28 protein-coding genes and 1 other RNA gene are annotated in these 26469 nt (G+C 59.6%); 12 read left to right on the top strand and 17 right to left on the bottom strand.

The annotated features are described in order from the left end of the window. Nucleotides 1–100: 100 nt before the first annotated feature. The 8 genes from gcvH to ACMXYI_RS05675 form a co-directional block, all read right to left on the bottom strand. Entirely contained in the window at nucleotides 101–484 is a 384-nt protein-coding gene (gcvH, locus tag ACMXYI_RS05640; protein WP_074871817.1) for a glycine cleavage system protein GcvH, read from the bottom strand. 50 nt (nucleotides 485–534) lie between these two features. Beyond that, the gene (gcvT, locus tag ACMXYI_RS05645; protein ID WP_415772135.1) at nucleotides 535–1617 is read right to left on the bottom strand and encodes a glycine cleavage system aminomethyltransferase GcvT; all 1083 of its coding nucleotides are present in this window, start codon (nucleotides 1615–1617) and stop codon (nucleotides 535–537) included. 156 nt (nucleotides 1618–1773) lie between these two features. Further along, a complete protein-coding gene (locus tag ACMXYI_RS05650) occupies nucleotides 1774–3390 on the bottom strand; it encodes an ABC transporter permease (protein ID WP_415772136.1) in 1617 nt (538 codons plus the stop codon). Nucleotides 3391–3509: 119 nt separating this feature from the next. After that, nucleotides 3510–4514, bottom strand: coding sequence for an extracellular solute-binding protein (locus tag ACMXYI_RS05655; RefSeq protein WP_415772137.1), 1005 nt, complete (start codon nucleotides 4512–4514; stop codon nucleotides 3510–3512). 118 nt (nucleotides 4515–4632) lie between these two features. After that, nucleotides 4633–5850, bottom strand: a complete 1218-nt coding sequence (locus ACMXYI_RS05660) for a 2-octaprenyl-3-methyl-6-methoxy-1,4-benzoquinol hydroxylase (protein WP_415773865.1) — start codon at nucleotides 5848–5850, stop codon at nucleotides 4633–4635. A gap of 66 nt (nucleotides 5851–5916) precedes the next feature. After that, entirely contained in the window at nucleotides 5917–7104 is a 1188-nt protein-coding gene (gene ubiH / locus ACMXYI_RS05665) for a 2-octaprenyl-6-methoxyphenyl hydroxylase (protein ID WP_033060622.1), read from the bottom strand. Beyond that, entirely contained in the window at nucleotides 7101–8435 is a 1335-nt protein-coding gene (pepP, locus tag ACMXYI_RS05670; RefSeq protein WP_415772139.1) for a Xaa-Pro aminopeptidase, read from the bottom strand. Before pepP ends, ubiH begins: the two co-directional genes overlap by 4 nt. A gap of 27 nt (nucleotides 8436–8462) precedes the next feature. Next, nucleotides 8463–9023 (bottom strand): YecA family protein, encoded by a 561-nt coding sequence (locus ACMXYI_RS05675; RefSeq protein ID WP_033060626.1) that lies wholly within the window; start codon nucleotides 9021–9023, stop codon nucleotides 8463–8465. A 141-nt stretch (nucleotides 9024–9164) separates the two neighbouring features. On the opposite strand from ACMXYI_RS05675, the gene ACMXYI_RS05680 reads away from it, so the two are divergent. The 4 genes from ACMXYI_RS05680 to ACMXYI_RS05695 all read left to right on the top strand — a co-directional run bounded on the left by ACMXYI_RS05680 (nucleotide 9165) and on the right by ACMXYI_RS05695 (nucleotide 10589). Further along, nucleotides 9165–9374: a TIGR02449 family protein gene (locus tag ACMXYI_RS05680; RefSeq protein ID WP_046053948.1), complete on the top strand. Its 210-nt coding sequence runs from the start codon at nucleotides 9165–9167 to the stop codon at nucleotides 9372–9374. Then, the gene (locus tag ACMXYI_RS05685; RefSeq protein WP_007942435.1) at nucleotides 9371–9688 is read left to right on the top strand and encodes a cell division protein ZapA; all 318 of its coding nucleotides are present in this window, start codon (nucleotides 9371–9373) and stop codon (nucleotides 9686–9688) included. Before ACMXYI_RS05680 ends, ACMXYI_RS05685 begins: the two co-directional genes overlap by 4 nt. A gap of 30 nt (nucleotides 9689–9718) precedes the next feature. After that, nucleotides 9719–9897: non-coding RNA, 6S RNA (gene ssrS / locus ACMXYI_RS05690), on the top strand. Nucleotides 9898–9983: 86 nt separating this feature from the next. Next, on the top strand, nucleotides 9984–10589 hold the full coding sequence (locus tag ACMXYI_RS05695; RefSeq protein WP_129440141.1) for a 5-formyltetrahydrofolate cyclo-ligase: 606 nt from the start codon (nucleotides 9984–9986) through the stop codon (nucleotides 10587–10589). Between the two features lie 34 nt (nucleotides 10590–10623). On the opposite strand, the gene ACMXYI_RS05700 is transcribed toward ACMXYI_RS05695, so the two are convergent. Next, the gene (locus ACMXYI_RS05700; RefSeq protein WP_415772141.1) at nucleotides 10624–10776 is read right to left on the bottom strand and encodes a hypothetical protein; all 153 of its coding nucleotides are present in this window, start codon (nucleotides 10774–10776) and stop codon (nucleotides 10624–10626) included. Between the two features lie 201 nt (nucleotides 10777–10977). Here ACMXYI_RS05700 and ACMXYI_RS05705 point away from each other — a divergent pair, with 201 nt between their 5' ends. Beyond that, a complete protein-coding gene (locus ACMXYI_RS05705) occupies nucleotides 10978–11430 on the top strand; it encodes an EVE domain-containing protein (RefSeq protein ID WP_415772143.1) in 453 nt (150 codons plus the stop codon). Between the two features lie 140 nt (nucleotides 11431–11570). On the opposite strand, the gene ACMXYI_RS05710 is transcribed toward ACMXYI_RS05705, so the two are convergent. Beyond that, nucleotides 11571–11978, bottom strand: a complete 408-nt coding sequence (locus ACMXYI_RS05710; protein WP_033060630.1) for a flagellar basal body-associated protein FliL — start codon at nucleotides 11976–11978, stop codon at nucleotides 11571–11573. 150 nt (nucleotides 11979–12128) lie between these two features. Here ACMXYI_RS05710 and ACMXYI_RS05715 point away from each other — a divergent pair, with 150 nt between their 5' ends. Further along, nucleotides 12129–13106 (top strand): NADPH:quinone oxidoreductase family protein, encoded by a 978-nt coding sequence (locus tag ACMXYI_RS05715; protein ID WP_008150352.1) that lies wholly within the window; start codon nucleotides 12129–12131, stop codon nucleotides 13104–13106. A gap of 50 nt (nucleotides 13107–13156) precedes the next feature. On the opposite strand, the gene ACMXYI_RS05720 is transcribed toward ACMXYI_RS05715, so the two are convergent. Beyond that, the gene (locus ACMXYI_RS05720; protein ID WP_415772145.1) at nucleotides 13157–13771 is read right to left on the bottom strand and encodes an energy transducer TonB; all 615 of its coding nucleotides are present in this window, start codon (nucleotides 13769–13771) and stop codon (nucleotides 13157–13159) included. Nucleotides 13772–14098: 327 nt separating this feature from the next. On the opposite strand from ACMXYI_RS05720, the gene glpT reads away from it, so the two are divergent. Continuing rightward, nucleotides 14099–15448 (top strand): glycerol-3-phosphate transporter, encoded by a 1350-nt coding sequence (gene glpT / locus ACMXYI_RS05725; protein ID WP_415772147.1) that lies wholly within the window; start codon nucleotides 14099–14101, stop codon nucleotides 15446–15448. Here glpT and ACMXYI_RS05730 read toward each other — a convergent pair. From ACMXYI_RS05730 to ACMXYI_RS05755, 6 genes are all read right to left on the bottom strand, one after another. Continuing rightward, nucleotides 15424–16092 carry a gamma-glutamylcyclotransferase gene (locus ACMXYI_RS05730; protein ID WP_129440131.1) on the bottom strand — a complete coding sequence of 223 codons (669 nt, stop codon included), beginning with the start codon at nucleotides 16090–16092 and terminating at the stop codon, nucleotides 15424–15426. The two genes, glpT and ACMXYI_RS05730, sit on opposite strands and share 25 nt — an antisense overlap. 208 nt (nucleotides 16093–16300) lie before the next feature. Next, nucleotides 16301–17269 carry a CDP-6-deoxy-delta-3,4-glucoseen reductase gene (locus tag ACMXYI_RS05735; protein ID WP_415772148.1) on the bottom strand — a complete coding sequence of 323 codons (969 nt, stop codon included), beginning with the start codon at nucleotides 17267–17269 and terminating at the stop codon, nucleotides 16301–16303. Beyond that, nucleotides 17269–18735, bottom strand: coding sequence for a 4-hydroxy-3-polyprenylbenzoate decarboxylase (gene ubiD / locus ACMXYI_RS05740; protein WP_056738783.1), 1467 nt, complete (start codon nucleotides 18733–18735; stop codon nucleotides 17269–17271). The genes ACMXYI_RS05735 and ubiD overlap by 1 nt, the downstream gene beginning before the upstream one ends. Nucleotides 18736–18874: 139 nt before the next feature. Continuing rightward, a complete protein-coding gene (gene rho, locus ACMXYI_RS05745; RefSeq protein ID WP_007942421.1) occupies nucleotides 18875–20134 on the bottom strand; it encodes a transcription termination factor Rho in 1260 nt (419 codons plus the stop codon). Between the two features lie 248 nt (nucleotides 20135–20382). Continuing rightward, entirely contained in the window at nucleotides 20383–20712 is a 330-nt protein-coding gene (gene trxA / locus ACMXYI_RS05750; RefSeq protein ID WP_008150340.1) for a thioredoxin TrxA, read from the bottom strand. 120 nt (nucleotides 20713–20832) lie between these two features. Further along, nucleotides 20833–21540, bottom strand: coding sequence for a FadR/GntR family transcriptional regulator (locus tag ACMXYI_RS05755; protein ID WP_415772150.1), 708 nt, complete (start codon nucleotides 21538–21540; stop codon nucleotides 20833–20835). A gap of 256 nt (nucleotides 21541–21796) precedes the next feature. On the opposite strand from ACMXYI_RS05755, the gene ACMXYI_RS05760 reads away from it, so the two are divergent. From ACMXYI_RS05760 to ppx, 5 genes are all read left to right on the top strand, one after another. Beyond that, a complete protein-coding gene (locus ACMXYI_RS05760) occupies nucleotides 21797–22582 on the top strand; it encodes a transporter substrate-binding domain-containing protein (RefSeq protein ID WP_033060641.1) in 786 nt (261 codons plus the stop codon). A 21-nt stretch (nucleotides 22583–22603) separates the two neighbouring features. After that, nucleotides 22604–23272, top strand: a complete 669-nt coding sequence (locus tag ACMXYI_RS05765; protein WP_415772152.1) for an amino acid ABC transporter permease — start codon at nucleotides 22604–22606, stop codon at nucleotides 23270–23272. Continuing rightward, nucleotides 23269–23919, top strand: a complete 651-nt coding sequence (locus ACMXYI_RS05770; RefSeq protein WP_415772154.1) for an amino acid ABC transporter permease — start codon at nucleotides 23269–23271, stop codon at nucleotides 23917–23919. The genes ACMXYI_RS05765 and ACMXYI_RS05770 overlap by 4 nt, the downstream gene beginning before the upstream one ends. After that, complete coding sequence (locus ACMXYI_RS05775; protein WP_415772156.1) at nucleotides 23906–24643, top strand: amino acid ABC transporter ATP-binding protein; 738 nt, start codon at nucleotides 23906–23908, stop codon at nucleotides 24641–24643. The genes ACMXYI_RS05770 and ACMXYI_RS05775 overlap by 14 nt, the downstream gene beginning before the upstream one ends. A gap of 208 nt (nucleotides 24644–24851) precedes the next feature. Beyond that, complete coding sequence (gene ppx, locus ACMXYI_RS05780) at nucleotides 24852–26354, top strand: exopolyphosphatase (protein ID WP_415772158.1); 1503 nt, start codon at nucleotides 24852–24854, stop codon at nucleotides 26352–26354. The last annotated feature ends 115 nt before the right edge of the window (nucleotides 26355–26469 follow it).

Below are 26469 nucleotides of genomic sequence, written 5' to 3' on the forward strand. Positions count from 1 at the left end.
GCAACACGGTCAAACCAGCATAGCAGTCGATGCCGGTGAGTCCTGAGCGGACACAAAAAAGCCCCGACAAGTCGGGGCTTTGGGAGATGACGCTTAAGGCTTACTCGCCGATGGCGGCCTTGTAGCCGGCTGCATCGAGCAGCTTGTCCAGATCGCCAGCGTTGCTTGGCTTGAGCTTGAAGATCCAGGCACCGTACGGGTCGGAGTTGAGCAACTCAGGGTTGGCGCTCAGTTCTTCGTTGATGGCAATCACTTCACCGGCAACCGGGGAGTAGATGTCCGAAGCGGCTTTAACCGACTCCACCACACCGGATTGATCACCGGCAGCGAAGACTGTTCCGACTTCGGTCAGCTCAACGAACACCACGTCGCCCAAGGCTTCCTGAGCGTGATCGCTGATGCCCACGGTGACGCTGCCATCGGCTTCAAGACGGGCCCATTCGTGACTTTCGGCAAAACGCAGGTCGGCAGGAATATCGCTCATGTTCTGTGTCCTCAAGAGAATTGTCAGCGGTCGTTGCCCGCCAGAAAAGGTTAGATCAAGGTTTTGCCATGGCGTACGAAGGTCGGTTTGACCACTCGGACCGGGTACCACTTGCCACGGATTTCCACTTCTGCGCGGTCGGCAGTCGCCATCGGCACGCGCGCCAGTGCTATCGACTTGCTAAGCGTAGGAGAGAAACTACCACTGGTGATCTCTCCTTCGCCAACATTGGCGATGCGGACCACTTGATGAGCGCGCAAAACCCCACGCTCCTCAAGGACCAGACCGACCAGTTTGTGCTGCACGCCACCCGCCCGTTCGGCTTCAAGAGCGCTGCGACCGATGAACTGGCGAGTGGCCGGCTCCCAGGCAATGCTCCAGGCCATGTTGGAGGCCAGCGGTGAAACGTCTTGATGAATGTCCTGACCGTAGAGATTCATGCCGGCTTCAACCCGCAGAGTATCGCGCGCCCCGAGGCCGATCGGCGAGATGCCCGCGCCCACCAGATCGTTGAAGAATCCTGGCGCTTGATTGGCCGGCAGAACGATTTCCAGGCCATCTTCGCCGGTGTAGCCCGTGCGCGCGATGAACCAGTCACCATCAGCCTGGCCTTCGAAGGGCTTGAGCATCTGAATCAGGTTGCCGCGGGACTGAGTCACCAGTTCGGAGATTTTGTGCCGGGCCTGGGGACCTTGAATGGCCAGCATCGCCAACTCGGAGCGCTCGTTGAGCTGCACATCGAAACCATCGATATGGGCCTGCATCCAGGCGAGGTCCTGATTACGGGTGGAGGCGTTGACCACCAGCCGATAACCTTCGTCGAGACGGTAGACGATCATGTCGTCGACGATGCCGCCGCGCTCGTTGAGCATGGTGCTGTACAAGGCACGGCCAGGGCTGTGCAGACGTTCGACGTCATTGGCCAGCAAATGCTGGAGCCAGGCCTTGGCCTGAGGGCCGCTGACATCGATCACGGTCATGTGGGATACATCGAAAACCCCGCAATCGCGACGCACCTGATGGTGTTCCTCGACCTGCGAGCCGTAATGCAAAGGCATATCCCAACCGCCAAAATCGACCATCTTCGCGCCGAGGGCGAGATGAAGGTCATACAGAGGCGTGCGCTGTCCCATGGGTTTCTCCTTCCGGGCGTGGCGAAGGTGCGGGCCGGTGCTGCACGGGGTGAAAGCCTTGAAATAGAAGGCTTCCAGCCGATTTCAGCTACCTGGTCTGTAGGACGGACCGCACCGAATGCCGCGCATTGTAGCCTCAAGGTGTAGGACTGGCACCTAGGCGTTTCGATGCGCTGAACGTCGAATCAATCCGATGACCGGTAGCAGCCCGACCAAAACCAGAGTCAAGGCCGGCAAAGAGGCCCTCGCCCACTCGCCTTCGCTGGTCATTTCAAAGATGCGCACCGCCAGCGTGTCCCAGCCAAACGGGCGCATCAGAAGGGTCGCGGGCATTTCCTTGAGTACATCGACGAACACCAGCAACGCAGCGCTCAACGTTCCTGGCAGCAACAACGGCAGATACACTTTGAAAAAAAGTCGTGGCCCACTGACGCCAAGGCTACGTGCCGCTTCGGGCAAAGATGGCCGTATTCGCGCCAGACTGCTTTCCAGCGGCCCATAAGCCACCGCGATGAAACGCACGAGATAGGCCAGCAACAACGCCGACAGGCTGCCCAGTAGCAATGGCTTGCCGGCGCCCCCCAGCCAACCCGACAACGGGATCACCAGTTCACGATCCAGGTAACTGAACGCCAGCATGATCGACACCGCCAGCACCGAACCCGGCAAGGCGTAGCCGAGATTGGCCAGGCTGATGCCGGAGCGGATCGCTCGGGTCGGGGCCTGGCGCCGGGCAAACGCCAGCACTAAAGCAACACTGACGGTGATCAGCGCCGCCATGCCGCCCAGGTACAACGTATGGACGATCAACCCCGCGTAACGCTCATCCAGGTCGAAGCGCCCGCGCTGCCAGAACCACACCACCAGTTGAAGCACTGGAATGACGAAAGCGCAGGCGAACACCAGACCGCACCAACTCATGGCCGCCAGCGCCTTGAAACCGCTCAGGTGATACAGCGCCTTGACCCGTGGTCGTTCGTTGCTCCCCCGGTTGGCCCCGCGAGCACGGCGCTCGCCGTACAGCACGACCATCACCACCAGCAGCAACAGGCTGGCCAGTTGCGCGGCGGTGGAGAGGCTGAAAAATCCGTACCAGGTCTTGTAGATGGCGGTTGTAAACGTGTCGAAGTTGAACACCGACACCGCACCGAAATCCGCCAGGGTTTCCATCAGCGCCAGCGCCACGCCAGCGCCGATGGCCGGGCGTGCCATGGGCAACGCGACTCGCCAGAACGCTTGCCATGGGGATTGCCCCAGGACTCGCGCCGCTTCCATCAAGCCTTTGCCCTGAGCCAGGAACGCGGTTCGCGCCAACAGGTAAACGTAGGGATAGAAGACCAGCACCAGGACCAGAATCACGCCGCCGGTGGAGCGCACGCGCGGCAACCTCAAGCCCGTGCCGAACCATTCGCGCAACAGGGTTTGCACGGGGCCGGCAAAATCCAACAGGCCGACAAAGACGAATGCCAGCACATAGGCGGGAATGGCGAATGGCAGCATCAGCGCCCAGTCCAGCCAGCGCCGACCGGGGAATTCGCAGAGACTGGTGAGCCAGGCCAGGCTCACACCCAAGAGCGTCACCCCGATACCGACGCCGAGCACCAGGGTCAGGGTATTGCCGAGCAGGCGCGGCATCTGGGTATCCCAGAGGTGGGACCAGATTTGATGATCGATGGTTTGCCAGGACAACAGCAAAACGCTGAGGGGCAGCAGGACCAGCGCAGCGATGGCGAAGACCAGGGGATACCAGCGGCGTTGGGCGGAGTGGGCCAAGGAAAAGCTCTCAGGGGTGTGAATCAATAGAAATGATTGTGCCCACGCTCTGCGTCACGCTTCGACGCGGAGCGTCGGTGGATGCATTCCCACGCAGAGCGTGGGAACGATCAGCAGACTCAGTTCCAGCCAGCCCGATCCATCATCCGAATCGCTTCAGCCTGACGCTTGCCCGCAATTTCCACCGGCAGCGTATCAGCCACAAACTTGCCCCAGCTCGCCACTTCCGCCGAAGGCTGAACCGCAGGGTTGGCCGGGAATTCCTGGTTCACGTCAGCAAAGATCTTCTGTGCTTCAGGTGTGGTCATCCATGCCACCAAGGCCTTGGCCGCTTCCGGGTGCGGAGCATGTTTAGTCAGGCCGATGCCCGACAGGTTCACATGCACGCCACGGTCGCCCTGGTTCGGCCAGAACAGCTTCACCGCCAGATCAGGCTTCTGCTTGTGCAGACGACCGTAGTAGTACGTATTGACGATGCCGACGTCGCATTGACCCGCGTTGATGGCCTCCAGCACCGCGATGTCATCCGAGAAAACGTCGGTGGACAGGTTACTCACCCAGCCCTTGAGAATCTTCTCGGTTTTGTCGGCACCGTGGACTTCGATCATGGTGGCGGTGAGTGACTGGTTGTAGACCTTTTTCGCTGTGCGCAGGCACAGGCGGCCTTCCCAGTTCTTGTCGGCCAGACCTTCGTAGGTGGTCAGTTCACCCGGCTTCACCCGGTCGGTGGAGTAAGCAATGGTCCGCGCCCGCAGGCTCAGGCCGGTCCAGGCATGGGCGGACGAGCGGTATTGCAGCGGGATGTTGGCGTCGATCACCTTGGAAGTGAACGGTTGCAGGATGCCCATTTGCTCGGCCTGCCAGAGGTTGCCGGCGTCGACAGTCAGCAGAAGGTCAGCGGTGGCATTCTCGCCCTCGGCCTTGATCCGCTGCATCAGCGGCGCTTCCTTGTCGGTGATGAACTTCACCTGCACGCCGGTTTTCGCGGTGTAGGCATCGAAGACCGGTTTGATCAGCTCGTCGATACGCGAGGAGTAAACCACCACCTCGTCAGCGGCCTGGGCTGCGGTGCTGCCAATCAGGGTCAGGGCGAATGCGGTCAGTAGACGCTTCGGTACCAACATGGGAGCGATCTCTCGATTGAAAAATTGAAGCCAAATGATATGGACTCACATTTACCTTCTCAATCGAACAGTTCGCGGAGGCGTTACCAGATGTTGCGCGCAGCCCTGCAAGGGTGAGTCAGGCCTTGGCCAACGCCGGTAGATCCCCGGTCAATCCCAGCGCCTCACGCACGAACAGCGCCTTGGCTTCGGGCATCTGGTCGACCATCTTCAACCCGGCATTGCGCAACCAGCGCACCGGCAACGGATCAGCCTGGAACAGGCGTTCGAAACCCTCCATCGCCGCCATCAACGCCAGGTTGTGGGGCATGCGCCGACGTTCGTAACGGCTGAGCACTTTCACATCCGCCAGACGCTCGCCACGCGTGGCCGCTTGCAACAGCACTTCGGCCAGCACGGCGGCATCGAGAAAACCAAGGTTCACGCCCTGCCCGGCCAATGGGTGAATGGTGTGCGCCGCATCACCGATCAACGCCAAACCTTCAGCCACATAACGCTTGGCATGACGCTGACGCAGGGGCACGCACAGACGCGGGTCGGCGCTGAGCACGGTACCCAGTCGGCCTTCGAAGGCCCGCTCCAGCTCTTTGCAGAAACCCTCCTCATCCAGCGCCATCAGGCGTTCGGCCTCGCTCGGGGTGGTCGACCAGACGATCGAACACCAATCCTGCTGACCGTCACGCTCCAGCGGCAGGAACGCCAATGGACCGTTGTCGGTGAAACGCTGCCACGCGGTCAGTTGATGAGGCTTGGCGCTGCGCACGCTGGTGACAATCGCGTGATGCATATAGTCCCACTCGCGCGTCGCCATGCCGGTCAGACGCCGAACGGCGGAATTAGCGCCATCCGCTGCGATCACCAAAGGTGCACGCAAGGTGCGGCCATCGGCCAGGGTCAGCAGCCAGTCGTCACCGGAGCGACGCATTTGCTCCAGGCGCGCGTTGGCCAACATTCCGAGGTCGCAATCGTGCAAACGGTCGAGCAGGGCGTCCTGAACCACGCGGTTCTCGACGATATGCCCCAGCACGTCGGCATGCACACTGGCCGCCGAAAAATGGATTTGCCCGGTGCCGCTGCCGTCCCAGACGTGCATGTCGGTGTAGGGGCTGCTGCGCCGATTGGCGATGCCGTCCCAGACGCCCAGACGTTCAAGAATCCGCTGGCTGGCAGCCGATAAGGCGCTCACTCGCGGCTCGAACGAAGCCTGGGCATCGAAGGGTTTGACGCTCATGGGGCTGCCGTCCAGCAGCAGGACTTCCAGCCCGCTGTCCTGCAACGCCAGCGCCAGGGCGCTGCCGACCATTCCGGCCCCGACAATCAGCAGATCTGCGCGCATTTCCATGCTTTAAGCCTGTCTCGCTTGCGGCTTGAGCCGCCTATAAAGGGATTTTCCGACCGCCACTCAAGCATCGGGACGCGTACCCAAACCCATGGCCTGCCGCGCGAACCAGCGTTTGGCCGGCGGCAGCAGATCGAGGCCGAGCAGACCAATGTTGCGGCCCAGGGAAACCAATGGTTGAGTGCTGCCGAACAAACGGGTGACCTGATCGGAGAAACCCACGGTCAGGTTCTGATCCAGACGCTGGCGCTCGCGGTAGGCCTGCAAGGTCGCAAAGTCGCCGGGAGATGTTTCGCTGGCCAACAGCGCATCGGCCAGCGCTTGAGCATCACGCAAAGACAGGTTGAAACCTTGCCCTGCAATCGGGTGCAAGCTGTGGGCAGCATTGCCGAGAATCGCCAGATGCGGACGCACCTGCTCTTCGGCCTCGATCAATGTCAGCGGGTACAAATGCCGCGCACCAACCTGCTTCAAAGTGCCGAGGCGATAACCGAACACGCCTTGCAACTCGCTGAGGAAGCTCTTTTCATCGAGGGCCGCCAGCCGTTGCGCGTCCATTCCCAATCGGGTCCAGACCAGTGCGCAGCGGTTTTCCGGCAACGGCAACAAGGCCATCGGCCCGTCATCGGTGAAACGCTCGAAGGCCATGCCGTTGTGCGCTTCACTCGGCGTGATGTTGGCAATAAGCGCGCTCTGGTTGTACGGGCGCTTTTTGATGCCGATCCCCAATTGCTCACGCAGGCCGGAACGACCGCCATCGGCGAGTACCGCAAGATCGCATTCCAGAGTGGTTTCGTCGTTGAGGGTCAGGCGATAACCATCGATCAGCGGCTCCATGCGCGTGACTTCCGCCGGGCAACGCCAGCTGATCACGTCCTTGTCCAGACCTTGCCAGAGACATTGGCCGAGCCAGGCGTTTTCCACCACATAACCCAGCGCCGGAACGCCCTCTTCCATCGCCGACAATCGCGCGGTGGAGAAGCGCCCGCGGTCGGAGACATGAATCTGCTTGATCGGCTCGGCGCGGCGGGAAATTTCCTGCCACACGCCCAACCGTTGATAAATCTGCTTGGCGCCATAGGACAACGCCGAAGAACGGGCGTCGTAGCTCGGTTGGTAGGTGTCGCCCGGGGCGAACGGTTCGATCAGCACGATCTTCCAGCCACGAGCCTTGGCTCCGGCCTGCAGGGCCAACGCCAGGCTGGCGCCGACCAGACCGCCACCGATGATTGCCAGATTGACTCGACTCATGCCGCTTGTGTCCGCGCGGCGGCCATCAAGGCCTCGATCTCGGCGACCGTTTTCGGCACGCCTTTGGTCAGGATTTCACAGCCGGTTTTGGTGACCACTACGTCATCCTCGATTCGTACGCCAATGCCGCGCCATTTCTTCGCCACATTCTGGTTGTCCGGGGAAATGTAGATACCCGGTTCCACGGTCAGCGCCATGCCGACTTCCAGCACGCGCCATTCGCCGCCGACCTTGTATTCGCCGACATCATGCACATCCATGCCCAGCCAGTGGCCGGCGCGGTGCATGTAAAACGCTTTATAGGCTTCGCTGGCGATCAACTCGTCGACGTCGCCCTGCAACAGGCCCAACTTCACCAGACCGGTGGTAATCACCCGGACCGTGGCTTCGTGGGCTTGATTCCAGTGTTTGTCCGGGGCGATTTCCGCAAATGCAGCTTCTTGCGACGCCAGCACCAACTCGTAAATTGCCTTCTGTTCCGCTGAATACTTGCCGTTCACCGGCCAGGTGCGGGTGATGTCGCTGGCGTAGCAGTCGATCTCGCAACCGGCATCGATCAGCACCAGATCGCCGTCCTTGAGCACCGCGTCATTCTGCTGGTAATGCAGGATGCAGCTGTTGCGCCCAGCGGCGACGATCGAGCCGTAGGCCGGCATTTTCGCCCCGCCCTTGCGGAACTCGTAGTCGAGCTCGGCTTCAAGACTGAACTCATGCAACCCCGCACGGCTGGCCTGCATCGCGCGGATGTGCGCCTGGGCGGAAATCCGTGCGGCTTCGCGCATCACCTTCACTTCTGCCGCCGATTTATACAGGCGCATGTCGTGAAGCAGATGATCCAGGGCAACGAATTCGTTCGGCGGCTGGGCGCCGAGGTGCGCTTTAGAGCGGATCACGTTGATCCAGTCCATCAGGTGCCGGTCGAATTCCGGGTTGCTGCCCATGGCCGAATACACCCGGTCGCGACCTTCGATCAGGCCCGGCAGGATGTCGTCGATGTCGGTGATGGGGAAGGCGTCGTCGGCGCCAAAGTCGCGCATCGCGCCTTCCTGCCCGGCGCGCAAGCCGTCCCACAACTCTCGTTCGGCATTGCGTTCACGGCAGAACAGTATGTATTCGCCATGTAAGCGCCCAGGCATCAAAACGATGACCGCCTGGGGCTCGGGAAAACCGCTGAGGTACTGGAAGTCGCTGTCCTGACGGTAGACGTGCTCGACGTCGCGGTTGCGGATCGCAACGGCAGCGGCGGGCAGGATGGCGATGCTGTTGGGTTCCATCTGCGCCATCAGGGCCTTGCGGCGACGGCTGTATTCCGATTTCGGGATATGAATCATGGGCAGATGGCTTTCCCTGGCACGCGATTAATGCAACGACGGTTTGGCGGCAGCCGGCGCGTCCGGCTTTTTGGTTTCGGTGAACAGCAGCAGCGGCGCGACGCGCAGGTACTCCATCACTTCCATGTAATCGCTTTCGCCGTCGTCGGACTCTTCCAGGGCGTCTTGCACCTGTGAAATAGCCGCCAGATCCTGAAGTACTTCGGTGGCCTCGGTGCTCAGCATGCTGCTGTCACGGCAGTTCAGGCCAAAACCGCTGAGGAAACCCTGGCACCATTGGCCCAGTGCGGCGGCGCGGTCAGCCAGTGGCTCGTCATCGGTCGGCAGCAGCAGCACGACGGTCACGTCGTCGCCGGTGAGCTCGCCCTTGACCATCTCCTGCAAGCCGATCAAGGCGTTGCGGACATTATCCTGCGGCTCGCTTTCGAGCAGCTCGGCGGCATCAATCAGCCAACCTTCGGCATCGAAACCGGCACCGGCGCAACTGCGGCCGAGCAGCAGGCCATGCAGTTCGGCAGGCGAGACGTTATGACCGCTGGAAGTCAGCAGTTTGGCGAAGGCTTGGTACGGGGAATTCTGAATGGGCATGGGCAGCTAGGCGCCAGACGGCGCTATGTCTAGAATGAAGGCCTTGTATCCTACATCGACAGACTCGCCAAGACTATTAAAGGCTGTCCGCCAGCCAGGGTGCAGACCCTGCCACTCATCAGACACAATTCAGTGGACACAATGGAAGACACCGACCTGCAAGCGCTGATGACCAGACTCGAACTGCTAATTACCCGCGTCGAGCAACTTAAGAGTCAAAACGGACTCCTATTAGCTCAGGAAAAAACCTGGCGCGAGGAACGCGCTCACCTCATTGAAAAGAACGAAATCGCCCGGCGTAAGGTCGAATCAATGATTTCGCGCCTCAAGGCCCTGGAGCAAGACTCATGAGTTCAAGCAATAGCGTTACCGTGCAGATCCTCGATAAAGAATATTCGATCATCTGCCCGCAGGAAGAGCGCAGCAATCTGGTGAGCGCCGCCCGTTACCTGGACGGCAAAATGCGCGAAATCCGCAGCAGCGGCAAAGTCATCGGCGCCGATCGCATCGCCGTGATGGCCGCGTTGAACATCACGCACGACCTTCTGCACAAAGAAGAACGCCCGGATGTGCAGGCCAGCGGCTCGACCCGTGAGCAGGTTCGCGACTTGCTGGATCGCGTCGATCTGGTGCTCGCAACCGATCCGGACGTCACCAAGGGCTGAAACGCGAAACCGCTTGGGGTATACTCGCATCACTCCCTGGGGTGCTTGCCAGTTGGCGATGTCCCTGAGCCGATTTGCTATACCCTGGAGGTTGCACGTTGGGCTGGTGTGCATGTCCGCTAGACGGAAAGCCTTAAAGCCTACTGCATCTTCCACCTTGAACTTTCGGGTTCAAGGGCTAAGTCGACAGCGGTACATCCGGGGAGCCTGATTCCAGTCCGATGCCGGTTTAAATACCGGCATCGGCTTTTTTACGGGTACGCTTTATGTACCCGCACTGCCGAAGCCCGAATTCATGACCGAACCTGCGCTGCTGCCCCGCCCGCAACTTCGACGCATGCTGCGCAAGGCCCGCCGCGCACTGACACCCAGTCAGCAGCGCCAGGCCGCTCGCGGGCTGTACACGCAATTGGCTCAGCACCCGCTGTTTCGCCGCGCAAAACATATCTCTCTCTATTTGCCCACTGACGGTGAAATCGACCCGCGTGTTTTGCTGCGTGCCGCTCAACGTCGGGGCAAGGCGACTTATCTGCCGGTGCTCAGCGCCTGGCCGCGAACCAAAATGGTGTTCCAGCGAATTCGCCCCGGCGAAAAACTGAAACCCAACCGCTTTCGTATTCTCGAACCCCGGCACAACCTCGCCCGGCAACGCAAAGTCTGGGCGCTCGATCTGGTGCTGTTGCCATTGGTCGGGTTTGACGATGTCGGCGGACGCCTGGGCATGGGCGGTGGTTTCTATGATCGAAGCCTGGCGTACCTGGCACGACGTAAAAACTGGCGCAAGCCGACGCTATTGGGGTTGGCCCATGAATGTCAGAAGGTCGAACGATTGGCTCAAGCGAGCTGGGATGTGCCGTTACAGGGAACGGTGACAGACAAGGCGCGGTATTTCGCCGGCTAGACGCCACTGGACTCAGCGGCGTCCGAAGACAGGTTCAGCGCTTGAAGGCCGTCGGCTGTTGTTGCTGCGCGATTTCGATCGGAGCGTCGGTCTTGTTGCTCCACAGGCTTTGGGCATAGCCGGTGGTCACGACGCCGAGGCCGAACAAAATAACCAAAATCCATAGTAAATCCGGTTTGCGTTTCATCGATTGCCCCCCAAAGGCACATCAACACGATGACAGCAGCGGTTTCCGTTGTAGGTGTAGGCCGTGCAGCAGCGTCAAGCTTAGAAGGCCGGCATTTTGCGACAACGTGAACCGACACGCAAACGCTGGCGTCAACCGACCGTCGGTTTGTCATAAAATCCCCCGACAACTTGCCCACCCACTTCGCAAGGAGCAAAAACCATGGCTTATTGGCTAATGAAATCCGAGCCCGACGAGCTCTCGATCAAGGGCCTGGAGACGCTTGGCAAAGCGCGCTGGGACGGGGTTCGCAACTATCAGGCGCGTAATTTCCTGCGGGCCATGGCCGTGGGCGACGAGTTTTTCTTCTATCACTCCAGCTGCCCCGAACCGGGGATCGCCGGGATCGGAAAGATCGTCGAAGCCGCGTATCCGGACCCGACGGCGCTGGAGCCGGAGAGTCATTACTACGATCCGAAAGCCACGGCAGAGAAAAACGCCTGGAGCGCGATCGATGTCGCGCATGTCGAGACGTTTCCCAAAGTGCTCAAGCTGGATTATCTGAAACAGCAGGCGGCGCTGGCCGAGATGCCGCTGGTGCAAAAAGGCTCGCGACTGTCGGTGATGCCGGTGACGGCGGAGCAATGGGCGGCGGTGATTGCGCTCAAGCCGTAAAATTTTCTGCGCCTCTCAGATTGTCATCGCGGGCAAGCCCGCTCCCACAGGGTTCTGCAGTGAGCACATGATTGCGCGTCACCATAAGTCCTGTGGGAGCGGGCTTGCCCGCGATAAGGCCCGCCCGGACAGCGAAGGACTTACTGGATAATGAGGTTGTTGAACAACAGATCCTCAACCACAGGCTTGCCGGTTTCATCGTTCATGATTTGCTGGGTCTGTTTCAGGGCTTCCTGACGCAGCTTTTCCTTGGCCTCGACGTTGTTCATCGCTTCAGTGGTCTGCTGGGCAAACAACGCCACCAGTTGATTACGAATCAACGGCTCATTGGCTTTCACCAGTTTGGTCGCCTCATCACCGGTCACTCGCAACGCCACATCGGCCTTGTAGACCTTGAGCTTCGGCGTGCCGTCCAGCCCGTAGTTGCCCACGAACGGCGGGCTCAGGGTGATGTAATTGACCTTCGGAGCTGCACCTTCTTTGGCTTCTTCGGCCATCGCTGCCACAGGCAGAGACAGGGCCAGCAACAACATGATCCACGCTTTCACAATTCGCTCCTTATCCGGTTTGCGGCCTAGCATAACGACCCGCCGCTCAAGCACAAGCTTATGGCTGACTATCAGGGCCGGGCATGCTCGTTGACCCATCGACTCACACACCTACACTTATCGGCCATCACTCCCAAAGGAATAGCCCTGATGAAAGCCGTGCTGTGCAAAGCCTTCGGCCCCGCCGAATCGCTGGTGCTGGAAGACGTCGCCAGTCCTGTCGCGAAGAAGAATGAAATCCTCCTGGACGTGCACGCCGCCGGGGTGAATTTCCCGGACACGCTGATCATCGAGGGTAAATATCAGTTCAAACCGCCCTTCCCGTTTTCCCCGGGCGGCGAAGCGGCTGGCGTGGTCAGCGAAGTAGGCGAAAAGGTCAGCCACCTCAAGGTCGGTGATCGGGTCATGGCGCTGACCGGCTGGGGCAGTTTTGCCGAACAGGTCGCGGTGCCGGGCTACAACGTGCTGCCCATCCCGCCATCGATGGACTTCAACACCGCCGCCGCGTTCAGCATGACCTACGGCACTTCGATGCACGCGCTTAAGCAACGGGGCAACCTGCAACCGGGTGAAACCTTGCTGGTACTCGGCGCTTCCGGCGGTGTCGGTCTGGCCGCTGTGGAAATCGGCAAAGCCATGGGCGCCCGCGTGATCGCCGCCGCCAGCAGCGCCGAAAAACTCGCGGTGGCAAAGGCTGCCGGTGCCGATGAGCTGATCAACTACAGCGAAACCAGCCTCAAGGACGAAATCAAGCGCCTGACCGATGGCCAGGGCGCCGACGTGATCTACGACCCGGTGGGCGGCGACCTGTTCGATCAAGCCATCCGCGCCATTGCCTGGAACGGCCGTCTGCTGGTGGTCGGCTTTGCCAGCGGTCGCATCCCTGAATTGCCAGTGAACCTGGCGCTGCTCAAAGGCGCAGCGGTGGTGGGTGTGTTCTGGGGCTCGTTCGCCCAGCGCCAACCTCAAGACAACGCGGCAAACTTCCAGCAATTGTTTGGCTGGTTTGCCGAAGGAAAGCTGAAACCCTTGGTGTCGCAAGTGTATCCACTGAGCAATGCGGCGCAGGCGATCAATGATCTTGGCCAGCGCAAAGCGGTCGGGAAAGTGGTGGTTCAGGTTCGCTGAGCCCAATGAAGCGGTCTGGTTTATCCAGACCGCTTTTTTATTGCCCGGTGTTAAAGCAACTTCCGAATTTCCTCCGGCAGCAAACTCATGTACTTGCGAACCGGACTCGCCCGGCAGTCCCTGACGATTTTCGGTACTCGCTTATTGAGCTTGGTAATCAAAGCCAGACGCTGCTCATTCGATAATTGATGTTTGATAAACGTATTCGACAGATAAGCACGAGTGTAATGAAACACGGATGAATCAACCCAGCCGTGCTCTGGGAAATCAACCAGTGATTCGTTGAGATCGCGGCACCTCAATTCTTTAAGCCATTGGTTGGTATGAAGCGAAGTATCCGAACCGAGCGAAAACGCCATTGGCGCAATCACCACCAGCTCAGTGGGCTTGTCCCCTTCAACCGCCCAAGATTTGAACCGCCACTGCTCTATCGCGACCCTGACCGCTTCAGCCAGATCAGGATGGTCGCTTTGTAAAATGCTGACCTTGCTGACTGAGCCATCGGAACTGACGGTAAATCTGACTCGGACATCACCGGTGATACCGGCTCTTTGCAATGCTGGAGGGTAAATCGGTCTGGGATTGTTTTCCGGTATCAGAAACACTTCCTCGGCCCGAACACCAACCGCCACAACCAACAAAAGCACGCACGCAAACCACCGCATAACCCCTCCCCTTCACAACTGAAATGCCAGAGCTGGCAGCTGCGTAAAGGTTAAGGCTCGACGACTGGGAACAGAACGCCACGACTTCCCATTCACACGAAGGACATTTCCCAAAGACTCGTCCTACCCTGGACCGAAATGCGGCATGTCGACCTGCAAGTAACGTTTCCCACAACGCCCTACATTTATACCTGAGCGACATGTTCATAAAAGAACATGCATTCTCCAGCATTTCCGCTATTTGGCCGATGCGCACCGGTGCTATTTTCGGTAACGAAACTGTAACATTCGCATCCGCAGTCAAAACAAGAAATCTGGAGCTCTTGAATGTTTGCTTTCTTTCGTCCTGCCGCACATCAGGCTCCATTGCCTGAAGAAAAAATAGACAGCACCTACCGACGCCATCGCTGGCAGATCTTCGCCGGGATTTTTATCGGCTACGCCGGCTATTACCTGCTGCGCAAAAACTTCTCCCTGGCCATGCCCTATCTGATCGAAGAGGGCTATACCCGCGGCGAGCTGGGCCTGGCGCTGTCGGCCATCGCCATTGCCTACGGCCTGTCCAAGTTCCTGATGGGCATCGTATCCGACCGTTCCAATCCGCGTTTCTTCCTGCCCTTCGGCCTGTTGGTATCGGCCGGTGTGATGTTCATTTTCGGCTTCGCACCCTGGGCGACGTCCAGCGTGACCATCATGTTCATCCTGCTCTTTATCAATGGCTGGGCCCAAGGCATGGGCTGGCCACCGAGTGGGCGGACGATGGTGCACTGGTGGTCGCAGAAGGAACGCGGAGGCGTAGTGTCCTTGTGGAACGTGGCGCATAACGTCGGTGGCGGCCTGATCGGCCCGCTGTTCCTGCTCGGCATGGGCCTGTTCAATGACTGGCACGCAGCGTTCTACGTGCCGGCGGCGGTCGCCATGGCGGTGGCGGTTTTTGCCTTCGTCACCATGCGCGATACCCCGCAATCGGTGGGCCTGCCGCCTATCGAGAAGTATAAGAACGACTACCCGGAAGGCTACGACGCCAGCCACGAAGAAGAATTCAGTGCCAAGGAAATCTTCGTCAAATACGTGCTGCGCAACAAAATGCTCTGGTACATCGCCCTGGCCAACGTCTTCGTCTACCTGTTGCGCTACGGCGTGCTGGACTGGGCACCGACCTACTTGAAAGAAGCCAAGGGCTTCACCGTGGATAAAACATCGTGGGCCTACTTCTTCTACGAATGGGCAGGTATTCCGGGCACGCTGTTGTGCGGCTGGATGTCGGACAAGATCTTCCGTGGCAACCGTGGCCTGACCGGCATGGTGTTCATGGCGTTGGTGACTGTGGCGACCCTGGTGTACTGGCTCAACCCGGCCGGCAACCCGACGGTCGACATGATCGCGCTCATCTCGATCGGCTTCCTGATTTACGGCCCGGTGATGCTGATCGGCCTGCAGGCGCTGGAATTGGCACCGAAGAAAGCCGCCGGTACGGCAGCGGGCTTCACGGGTCTGTTCGGTTATCTGGGTGGTTCGGTCGCGGCCAGTGCAGCGATGGGCTACACCGTGGACCACTTCGGCTGGGACGGCGGTTTCGTGCTGCTGATCGGCGCATGCTTACTGGCTATGGCCTTCCTTGCGCCGACGCTGTGGCACAAACAAGTCGCCAGTCAAAGTCGCGAAGCAATCGCCTGATCGGCCTTTGATTTGCAGCGCTTGAGCCGCGCCTCCAGATTCCGGTCTGGCATGGCGTGGCTACGCAGGGCGTGGGCGGTCTGCTCGACATAATCGCGAGTGGTGCCGTAACGCCCGCAAGCGTTTTCGAACACGTGGCTCAGCACGTGATCCGGCAAGTTGCCCGCATAGCTGGGCAGATGCCGCTCCAATACAAACCCCAACGCCTGAACCTGACTTCCGTCTTCAAGACGGCAGTTGAGCCAGTGCGGGCGATAGGACGGGAATGGCATTTCGCGCTGCCAAAGTGCGTAAAGGGATGCTTCAAGTTGTTCTTCAGGCAAGCGATAGGCGAAGCCGCTGCAAGAACCACCGCGATCCAGGCCGAATACCAGCCCAGGCACTTCGGGTGTGCCGCGATGTTCGTGGGACCACAAATACAAACCGCGATGGTAGCCATGCACACGACCGCGCACTCGCTCCACCGCTGCGCATTCAGGACGCCAAATCAGCGAACCGTAAGCGAACAGCCACACCGGCCCGCCCTTGTGGCGCGCCATGGTCGACTGCATTGAGCTGAGCAATTGTTCGTGCGTGAGCTGCGGCCCCAGATCGAGCCGCGGAGGGTAAGCCAGATTCAAAAAAGCAGATTCAATGGCGCTCATGGCGATTAGCGTTCAGCTCCCCGCGGGTGAAGAATTACTTAATAGAACGCACCGCTGTAACAATAAGGCACATATGTTTTAAGGCAATTTAAGTGCCATGGCACAGTTCTTAAATATTTGCCTGGATGACATATAACCTACCGGCATTTATATAATTTTATAAATACCGATCGGCTATATAGGGAGTTATAACGATTAAGAGCGGGGATCAAGATCGAGGCGCGTACGCAAATACATCCGCACGCATTTGATGAGCGTCCATCCCGGCTTCGACCAAAGCATCCAGCGTGCCGTAGACCATGGCCGGTGAGCCGCTGGCATACACATGCAAAGACTTCAGATCAGGGAAGTCCTCACACACCGCCTCATGCAACATCCCGCAGCGCCCCTGCCAGCCGCATTGATCGCTGACGACTTTATGCAGGAATAGATTGGGCAGTTTCAGCCATTCATCCCAATGTTCGATCTCGTAAAAATCTTCGGGACGACGCACACCCCAATACAGATGCACCGGATGTTTGAAGCCCGTAGCGCGGCAATGTTCGATCAGGCTATGGATCTGGCCCATGCCGGTACCCGCGGCGATCAGCACCAGCGGACCGTCCGGCAACTCAGCCAGATGGGTGTCGCCGAATGGCATTTCGATTCGCACCATCGGGTTGCGTTGTAACTGGTCGATCAGGCTCAGCGCACTGCTTTCGCGCGCCAGCACATGGATTTCCAGATCACGCCCGCCATGTGGCGCCGAGGCCAGGGAGAACGCGGACTTCTCACCGTTCTCGCGCTCGATCATCAAGTACTGACCGGCGTGATAACGCGGTGGCTTGCCGGCCGGTGCTCGCAGACGCACACGCCAGGTATCGCCGCCGACATCCCTGCATTCAATGACCTGACACGACAAGCTGCGCACCGGCAATTCTCCCAGCGCGAGCACGCCATCCCACAGCACGATGCAGTCTTCCAGCGGCTCTGCTATGCAAGTGTAGAACTCGCCATGGTCGCGCACACCGCCTTCCTGTTCGACCCGCCCTTCCACCAGCAGTGCAGCGCACACGTGGCAATTGCCGTTTCGACAGCTTTGCGGGCATTCATAGCCCAGCCGCCGCGCGCCATCGAGAATCCGCTCGCCGGGCAGAATCTGTAGCACTGCTCCGGAGGGCTGCAAGGTTACACGCATCAATCTATTCCTAACTGATTCCAGATGGCATCGATCCGCTGGGTAACGGCTTCGTCCTTGACGATCACCCGGCCCCACTCGCGAGTGGTTTCGCCCGGCCATTTATGCGTGGCATCGAGCCCCATCTTCGAACCCAGACCGGAAACCGGCGAGGCGAAGTCCAGGTAATCGATCGGCGTGTTGTCGATCATCACCGTGTCGCGCTTGGGGTCCATGCGCGTGGTGATGGCCCAGATCACGTCGTTCCAGTCGCGTGCGTTGATATCGTCGTCAGTGACGATAACGAACTTGGTGTACATGAACTGTCGCAAAAACGACCAGACACCGAGCATTACCCGCTTGGCATGGCCGGGATACGACTTCTTCATGGTCACGATGGCCATGCGGTACGAGCAACCTTCGGGCGGCAGGTAGAAGTCGGTGATCTCGGGAAACTGCTTCTGCAGGATCGGCACGAACACTTCGTTCAGCGCCACGCCGAGAATCGCCGGCTCATCCGGCGGACGGCCGGTGTAGGTGCTGTGGTAGATCGGTTTGATCCGGTGGGTGATGCGCTCGACGGTGAACACCGGGAAGCTGTCGACTTCGTTGTAGTAACCGGTGTGGTCACCGTACGGGCCTTCATCGGCCATTTCGCCCGGATGGATCACGCCTTCAAGGATGATCTCGGCGGTCGCCGGAACTTGCAAGTCGTTGCCACGGCACTTCACCAGCTCGGTGCGGTTGCCGCGCAACAAGCCAGCGAAAGCATATTCGGAAAGGCTGTCCGGCACAGGAGTCACCGCGCCAAGAATCGTCGCCGGGTCGGCGCCCAGCGCCACGGACACCGGGAACGGCTGGCCAGGATGCTTCTCGCACCACTCACGGTAATCCAGCGCGCCGCCACGGTGACTGAGCCAGCGCATGATGACCTTGTTGCGGCCGATCACTTGCTGACGGTAGATGCCGAGGTTCTGGCGATCCTTGTTCGGACCTTTGGTGACGGTCAGCCCCCAGGTGATCAGCGGGCCGACGTCGCCCGGCCAGCAGGTCTGCACCGGCAGCATCGCGAGGTCGACGTCGTCGCCTTCGATGACCACTTCCTGACACACCGCGTCTTTGACCACTTTCGGTGCCATGGCGATGATCTTGCGGAAGATCGGCAGCTTGGACCAGGCATCTTTCAGGCCTTTCGGCGGCTCGGGTTCCTTGAGGAACGCCAGCAGTTTGCCGATCTCGCGCAATTCGCTGACCGCTTCTGCGCCCATGCCCAGCGCCACGCGCTCAGGGGTGCCGAACAGGTTGCCGAGCACCGGGATGTCATAACCCGTGGGCTTTTCGAAAAGCAGAGCCGGACCTTTGGCACGCAGGGTGCGGTCGCAGACCTCGGTCATTTCGAGCACTGGGGACACCGGAACCTGGATGCGCTTGAGTTCGCCGCGCTTTTCCAGGCCGCTGATAAAGTCGCGCAAGTCGCGATACTGCATGCGTGAGCCTCGTGTTGGCCGTGCCGTTCGGGGGTGGCAGTTTAGCGCCGAACCCCTCTATTCAGAACCACGAACTGCCGGTTCATCAAAAATCAGATAGCAAAAAGCCGGGTTTCCCCGGCTTTTTGGCCCGTTCGACTTACTTGCGTTTCATCGACAGGAAGAACTCATCGTTGGTCTTGGTCGTTTTCAGCTTGTCGACCAGGAACTCGATGGCAGCGATTTCGTCCATCGGGTGCAGCAGCTTGCGAAGGATCCACATGCGTTGCAACTCGTCGTCGGCTGTCAGCAACTCTTCGCGGCGGGTGCCGGAACGGTTGATGTTGATGGCCGGGAAGACGCGTTTTTCGGCGATACGACGATCCAGCGGCAGTTCCATGTTGCCCGTGCCTTTGAATTCTTCGTAGATCACTTCGTCCATCTTCGAGCCGGTTTCAACCAGCGCGGTGGCGATGATGGTCAGCGAACCGCCTTCTTCGATGTTCCGCGCGGCGCCGAAGAAACGTTTCGGTTTCTCCAGGGCGTGGGCATCGACACCACCGGTGAGTACTTTGCCGGAGCTCGGGATCACGGTGTTGTAGGCGCGAGCCAGACGGGTGATGGAGTCGAGCAGGATCACCACGTCCTTCTTGTGTTCGACCAGGCGCTTGGCCTTCTCGATCACCATTTCGGCAACCTGCACGTGGCGGGTTGGCGGCTCATCGAACGTCGAGGCAACCACTTCGCCGCGCACGGTGCGCTGCATTTCGGTCACTTCTTCCGGACGTTCGTCGATCAGCAATACGATCAGATGAACTTCAGGATTGTTACGAGCGATGTTCGCTGCGATGTTCTGCAGCATGATCGTTTTACCGGCTTTCGGCGGTGCAACGATCAGACCGCGCTGGCCTTTGCCGATCGGGGCGCACAGGTCGATGACACGACCGGTCAAGTCTTCGGTGGAACCGTTGCCGGCTTCCATCTTCATGCGCACGGTCGGGAACAGCGGGGTCAGGTTCTCGAAGAGAATCTTGTTTTTCGCGTTCTCGGGACGATCGTAGTTGATCGTGTCGACCTTGAGCAGCGCGAAATAACGCTCGCCTTCCTTTGGAGGACGGATCTTGCCAACGATGGTGTCACCGGTGCGCAAGTTGAAGCGACGGATCTGACTCGGCGAGACGTAGATATCGTCTGGGCCGGCGAGATAGGAAGCGTCAGCGGAGCGAAGGAAGCCGAAGCCGTCCTGGAGAATCTCCAGCACGCCATCACCGGAGATTTCCTCGCCGCTTTTAGCGTGCTTTTTGAGCAGGGAGAAAATCACGTCCTGCTTGCGCGAACGGGCCATATTTTCTATGCCCATCTGTTCGGCCAATTCGAGCAGTTCGGTAATCGGCTTTTGCTTGAGTTCAGTCAGATTCATATAGGAATGACGTAATCATTTATGGAGGGGGGGAAATTAAGCTTTTGGCTTAATGAGGCCGCGCCGCAGAGAAGGCGACAGGATCGCGTACTTATTCGAAAAGGAGTGCGTCGGCGACGGCTAGCAGGGGGCAGTGGAGAAACCAGTGCGGGGCCGAATGTACCACCTGAGTTTCGGAGCGTCTAGCCCTCAATAACGAAAAGGCCCCGCGATGTGCGGGGCCTTTTTGATGACGCTTTAAACGACGCTTAGATGTTGGCGTCGAGGAAGGCAGCCAGTTGCGACTTCGACAGTGCGCCAACCTTGGTCGCTTCAACGTTGCCGTTCTTGAACAGCATCAGAGTCGGGATACCACGCACGCCATGCTTGGCCGGAGTTTCCTGGTTTTCGTCGATGTTCAGTTTGGCAACGGTCAGCTTGCCTTTGTAGGTTTCAGCAATTTCGTCCAGAACAGGAGCGATCATTTTGCAAGGGCCGCACCATTCAGCCCAGTAGTCGACCAGTACAGCGCCTTCGGCCTTGAGGACGTCGACGTCGAAGCTAGCGTCGGTGACGTGTTTAATAAGATCGCTGCTCATGGAAGTCTCCAGGTTGTAAGCAAAAAAACGTGGCCCATCATAGCCGCCCTTCCCTCGTTCAGGAAGGTGCAGATGATTGAGTCTCGCTATGGTGCCGCATGAGTTTGGGTATAGCCCAAGTCACGAGGTGGCGGGAGCGACGAAGGCAATTCCTGTGCGCAGTGCCGCGTTACGCACATGTTCGTGCATGGCCTTCTGCGCAGCGCCAGACGCACGCCGGGCTAGTGCCCGGAGGATTTTGCGGTGTTCCTGCCAGGTTTCCATGGCCCGTTCCGCCCGGATGAACGGTAGTTTCTGGCTCTCTAGAAAAATGTCGGCGCTGGCCGTCAGGATACTCAGCATCGCCTGATTGCCGCTCGCCAGCAGAATGCGTCGGTGAAACTCGAAGTCCAGTCGCGCCGCGGCCTCGAAGTCGCCGGCCTTCAATTCGATGCGTATGGCGGCGACGTTATCTTCCAGGGCATCGAGTTCGTGAGTACTCAGGGTCACCGCCGCCAAACCGGCGGCAAAGCCTTCCAGGGCATAGCGCAACTGGAAGATATCGAGCGGTGAGGCTTGCGCCGCAAATGGCCAACTCAGCGCCGCATCACCTCGCGGTAAATCAACCGGTGACTGCACGAACACGCCTTTGCCCGGCTGGATGCTGATCACCCCCAACGCACTTAATGACGACAACGCTTCGCGCAGCGACGCCCGACTGACCCCCAATTGCACCGCCAGGTCCCGTTGCGAGGGCAAGGCATCGCCCGGCCCAAAACCTTGCTCGGTGATCAGTTTGCGGATGGCTTGCAACGCCACTTCAGGTACGGCTCGGGAGATCGAGTTCATGGTTTTTCAGAGAAACCGGGCTAATGAGCGGCTAGTTGTAAAGCTATTCGCGACGCCCGGCAAGTCGTGCCCCATGGGGGTTCGGCGAATTCCGGCGATGCGCTATCGGGGTGCGAAACCGCGCCTGACTGTTCAGACCAGTAAGACCGAGTGATACCAGCAAAACCGTGGCCTTGCGCCCCCAAAACCCGATGTTGGCACGGCCCATGCTCTGTCGATCCGCAGAATTCACTTCTCGCCGATTCGGAGATTTGCCATGACCCAGCGTTACAGCGCCCTCCTCGCCGCCCTGTTTGCCAGCCTGATGCTGAGCCAGGCGCCCGCCCACGCCGACGGTCTGGAGGATGTGGTCAAGCGCGGCGTCCTCAAGGTTGCCGTGCCTCAGGACTTCCCGCCCTTCGGCTCGGTCGGCCCGGACATGAAACCGCGCGGCCTCGATATCGACACCGCCAAGCTGCTGGCCGACCAACTCAAGGTCAAACTCGAGCTGACGCCGGTCAACAGCACCAACCGCATTCCGTTCCTGACCACCGGCAAGGTCGATCTGGTGATCTCCAGCCTCGGCAAGAACCCCGAGCGCGAGAAAGTCATCGACTTCTCCCGTGCCTACGCGCCGTTCTACCTCGCCGTGTTCGGTCCGCCAGACGCCAGCATCAAAAGCCTGGACGACCTCAAGGGCAAAACCATCAGCGTCACCCGTGGCGCCATCGAAGACATCGAGCTGACTAAAGTCGCGCCCGAAGGCGTGACCATCAAGCGCTTCGAAGACAACAACTCGACCATCGCCGCATACCTCGCCGGACAAGTTGATCTGATCGCCAGCGGCAACGTGGTGATGGTGACCATCAGCGAGCGCAACCCGAAACGCATTCCGGCGCTGAAAGTGAAGCTCAAGGACTCGCCGGTCTACGTCGGCGTGAACAAAAACGAGCCGGCGCTGCTGGACAAGGTCAATCAGATCCTCGCCACCGCCAAGACCGATGGCGCGCTGGAGAAGAACTCCCGGACCTGGCTCAAAGAGCCGCTGCCGGCCGATCTCTGATCGTCGTTGCGGAGACTGAACATGGCTTATCAGTTCGATTTCATACCGGTGGTGCACAACACCGACCTGCTGCTGCGCGGTGCGCTGTTCACCCTTGAACTGACGGCCATCGGCGCAGTGCTTGGGGTGGGTCTGGGCATCGTCGGGGCGCTGGTGCGGGCGTGGAACATCCGTCCGTTCGCCGGCATTTTTGCGGTCTACGTCGAGTTGATCCGCAACACGCCATTTTTGGTGCAGTTGTTTTTCATCTTCTTCGGCCTGCCGTCACTGGGCGTGCAGATTTCCGAGTGGCAGGCGGCGGTGCTGGCGATGGTGATCAACCTCGGCGCCTATTCCACCGAGATCATCCGCGCCGGCATCCAGGCAATCCCTCGAGGACAGCTGGAAGCCGCTGCGGCGCTGGCAATGACGCGCTTCGAAGCCTTTCGCCATGTGGTGCTGCTGCCGGCGCTGGGCAAGGTTTGGCCGGCATTGAGCAGCCAGATCATCATCGTGATGCTGGGTTCGGCGGTCTGCTCACAGATCGCCACCGAAGAGCTGAGCTTCGCCGCCAACTTCATTCAGTCGCGCAACTTCCGCGCCTTTGAAACCTACGCCCTGACCACATTGCTCTACCTGTGCATGGCGCTGCTGATCCGCCAATTGCTGAACTGGATTGGCCGCCGTTTTGTCGCAAGGAGCAGCCAATGAGCGATTTCACCTTCTGGGACGTCGTACGCAACCTGCTTACCGGCCTGCAATGGACCCTGGCGCTGTCGCTGGTGGCATTTATCGGTGGTGGACTGATCGGTTTGCTGATCATGGTCATGCGCATCTCGAAAAAATCCCTGCCGCGCAATTTCGCCCGCACCTACATCGAACTGTTCCAGGGCACGCCATTGTTGATGCAGCTGTTTCTGGTGTTCTTCGGCGTGGCGTTGGCCGGCGTGGAGATTTCGCCGTGGATGGCCGCGGCGATTGCCCTGACGCTGTTCACCAGCGCCTACCTGGCGGAGATCTGGCGTGGTTGCGTCGAATCGATTCCCAACGGCCAGTGGGAAGCCTCGTCGAGCCTGGCGCTGAACCCGCTGGAGCAACTGCGTTACGTGATCCTGCCGCAAGCCCTGCGGATCGCCGTGGCACCGACCGTGGGCTTCTCCGTGCAGGTGGTCAAAGGCACCGCCGTCACCTCGATCATCGGCTTCACCGAACTGACCAAGACCGGCGGCATGCTCGCCAACGCGACCTTCGAACCGTTCATGGTCTACGGCCTCGTGGCCCTTGGTTACTTCCTGCTCTGCTACCCCTTGTCCCTCAGTGCCCGCTACCTGGAAAGGAGACTGCATGCCTCTGCTTAGAATTTCGGCGCTGCATAAATATTACGGCGACCACCATGTGCTCAAAGGCATCGACCTCAGTGTCGAGGAAGGCCAAGTGGTGGCGATCATCGGCCGCAGCGGCTCGGGTAAATCCACATTGCTGCGCACCCTCAATGGTCTGGAATCGATCAACGACGGCGTGATTGAAGTCGACGGCGACTACCTCGACGCCGCCCGTGCCGATCTGCGTAGCTTGCGACAGAAAGTCGGGATGGTGTTTCAGCAGTTCAACCTGTTCCCGCACCTGACGGTCGGCGAAAACGTGATGCTCGCGCCGCAAGTGGTACAGAAAGTGCCGAAAGCCAAGGCGGCCGAACTGGCGCGGGAGATGTTGGAACGGGTCGGGCTGGGGGAGAAATTCGACGCCTTCCCGGATCGGTTGTCTGGCGGGCAGCAACAGCGAGTGGCGATTGCCCGGGCGCTGGCGATGTCGCCGAAGGTCTTGCTGTGCGATGAGATTACCTCGGCGCTGGACCCGGAATTGGTCAATGAAGTGCTGAGCGTGGTCCGGCAACTGGCCAAAGAAGGGATGACGTTGATTATGGTCACCCATGAGATGCGTTTTGCCCGGGAGGTTGGGGATAAGTTGGTGTTCATGCATCAGGGCAAGGTGCATGAGGTGGGGGATCCGAAGATTCTGTTTGCGAATCCCCAGACCACGGAGCTGGCGAATTTCATTGGCACCGTGGAACACGCCATCTGATCGTTCCCATGCTCCGCGTGGGAATGCCTCAATGGACGCTCTGCGTCCGCTTTTGGGACGCGGAGCGTCCCGGGCTGCATTCCCACGCGGAACGTGGGAACGATCAGGCGGACCAGGCTGCTCTGGATCAACGCTTTAAGCTCTGCGCGTTGGCGGCAGCGTTTGATCGTGGCACGATGTCGAGGTTATCGACCGAGACCCCCTGACCATGCCGCAATCCCAAGCCAAGAATCTGTCCCTGATCGCCGCAATCGACCTGGGCTCCAACAGCTTTCACATGGTCGTGGCCAAGGCCCAGAACGGCGAAATCCGTATTCTCGAACGACTCGGGGAGAAGGTTCAGCTGGCCGCCGGCATCGACGATGAGCGCCAGCTCAGTGAAGAATCCATGCAACGCGGGCTCGATTGCCTGAAGCGTTTTGCCCAACTGATCAACGGTATGCCGACCGGCGCCGTGCGGATCGTCGGCACCAACGCCCTGCGTGAAGCCCGTAACCGTGGCGAATTTATCCGCCGCGCTGAAGAAATCCTCGGCCACCCGGTGGAAGTCATCTCCGGCCGTGAAGAAGCACGCCTGATTTACCTCGGCGTGTCCCACACCCTCGCTGACACCCCGGGCAAACGCCTGGTGGCCGACATCGGCGGCGGCAGTACCGAATTCATCATCGGCCAGCGCTTCGAACCGCTGCTGCGCGAAAGCCTGCAAATGGGCTGCGTCAGCTACACCCAGCGCTATTTCAAGGACGGCAAGATCACCCCGGCCCGCTACGCCCAGGCGTACACGGCGGCGCGGCTGGAGATCATGAGCATCGAACACGCCCTGCATCGCCTGACCTGGGATGAAGCCATCGGCTCCTCGGGCACCATCCGCGCCATCGGCCTGGCGCTGAAGGCCGGTGGTCATGGCACGGGCGAGGTGAACGCCCAAGGCCTGGCCTGGCTCAAGCGCAAGCTGATCAAGCTCGGCGACGTCGAGAAGATCGACTTCGAAGGCATCAAGCCTGACCGTCGGGCGATCTTCCCGGCGGGCCTGGCGATTCTCGAAGCGATCTTCGACGCACTCGAACTGCAACGCATGGACCACTGTGAAGGCGCCCTGCGCGAAGGCGTGCTCTATGACCTGCTAGGTCGTCATCATCACGAAGACGTCCGTGAGCGTACCCTCAGCTCGTTGATGGAGCGTTATCACGTCGATCTGGAACAAGCGGCGCGGGTTGAGCGCAAGGCGTTGCATGCCTTCGATCAAGTGGCTGAGGATTGGGATCTGGATGACGGCGTCTGGCGCGAATTGCTCGGCTGGGCCGCCAAGGTCCATGAAGTGGGCCTGGACATCGCTCACTATCACTACCACAAGCACGGCGCCTACCTGATCGAGCACTCGGACCTGGCCGGATTCTCCCGCGAAGACCAATTGATGCTTGCACTACTGGTGCGTGGCCACCGCCGCAACATTCCCCGGGACAAGTTTGCCGACTTCGGCGATGAAGGCATCAAGCTGATTCGCCTGTGCGTGCTGCTGCGCTTTGCGATTCTGTTCCATCACATCCGCGGTACCCAGGAAATGCCTCAGGTCGTACTGCAGGCCAATGGCGACAGCCTGGATGTGCTGTTCCCGGAAAACTGGCTGGATGAAAACCAGCTGACCCAGGCTGACTTCGGTCTGGAAGCGGAATGGCTGACCCGCGTCGGCTTCGTGCTCAACGTTCGCTGAAACACGGTCCTGTAGGAGCACAGCTTGCTGGCGATGGCGATCTCACGGGCACCATCGCCAGCAAGCTGCGCTCCTACAGGAGACGACGGTGAAAACAAAAATGGCGATCCGCAGG

It is taken from the genome of Pseudomonas lyxosi (genome assembly GCF_047758685.1).
Lineage (GTDB): Bacteria > Pseudomonadota > Gammaproteobacteria > Pseudomonadales > Pseudomonadaceae > Aquipseudomonas > Aquipseudomonas lyxosi.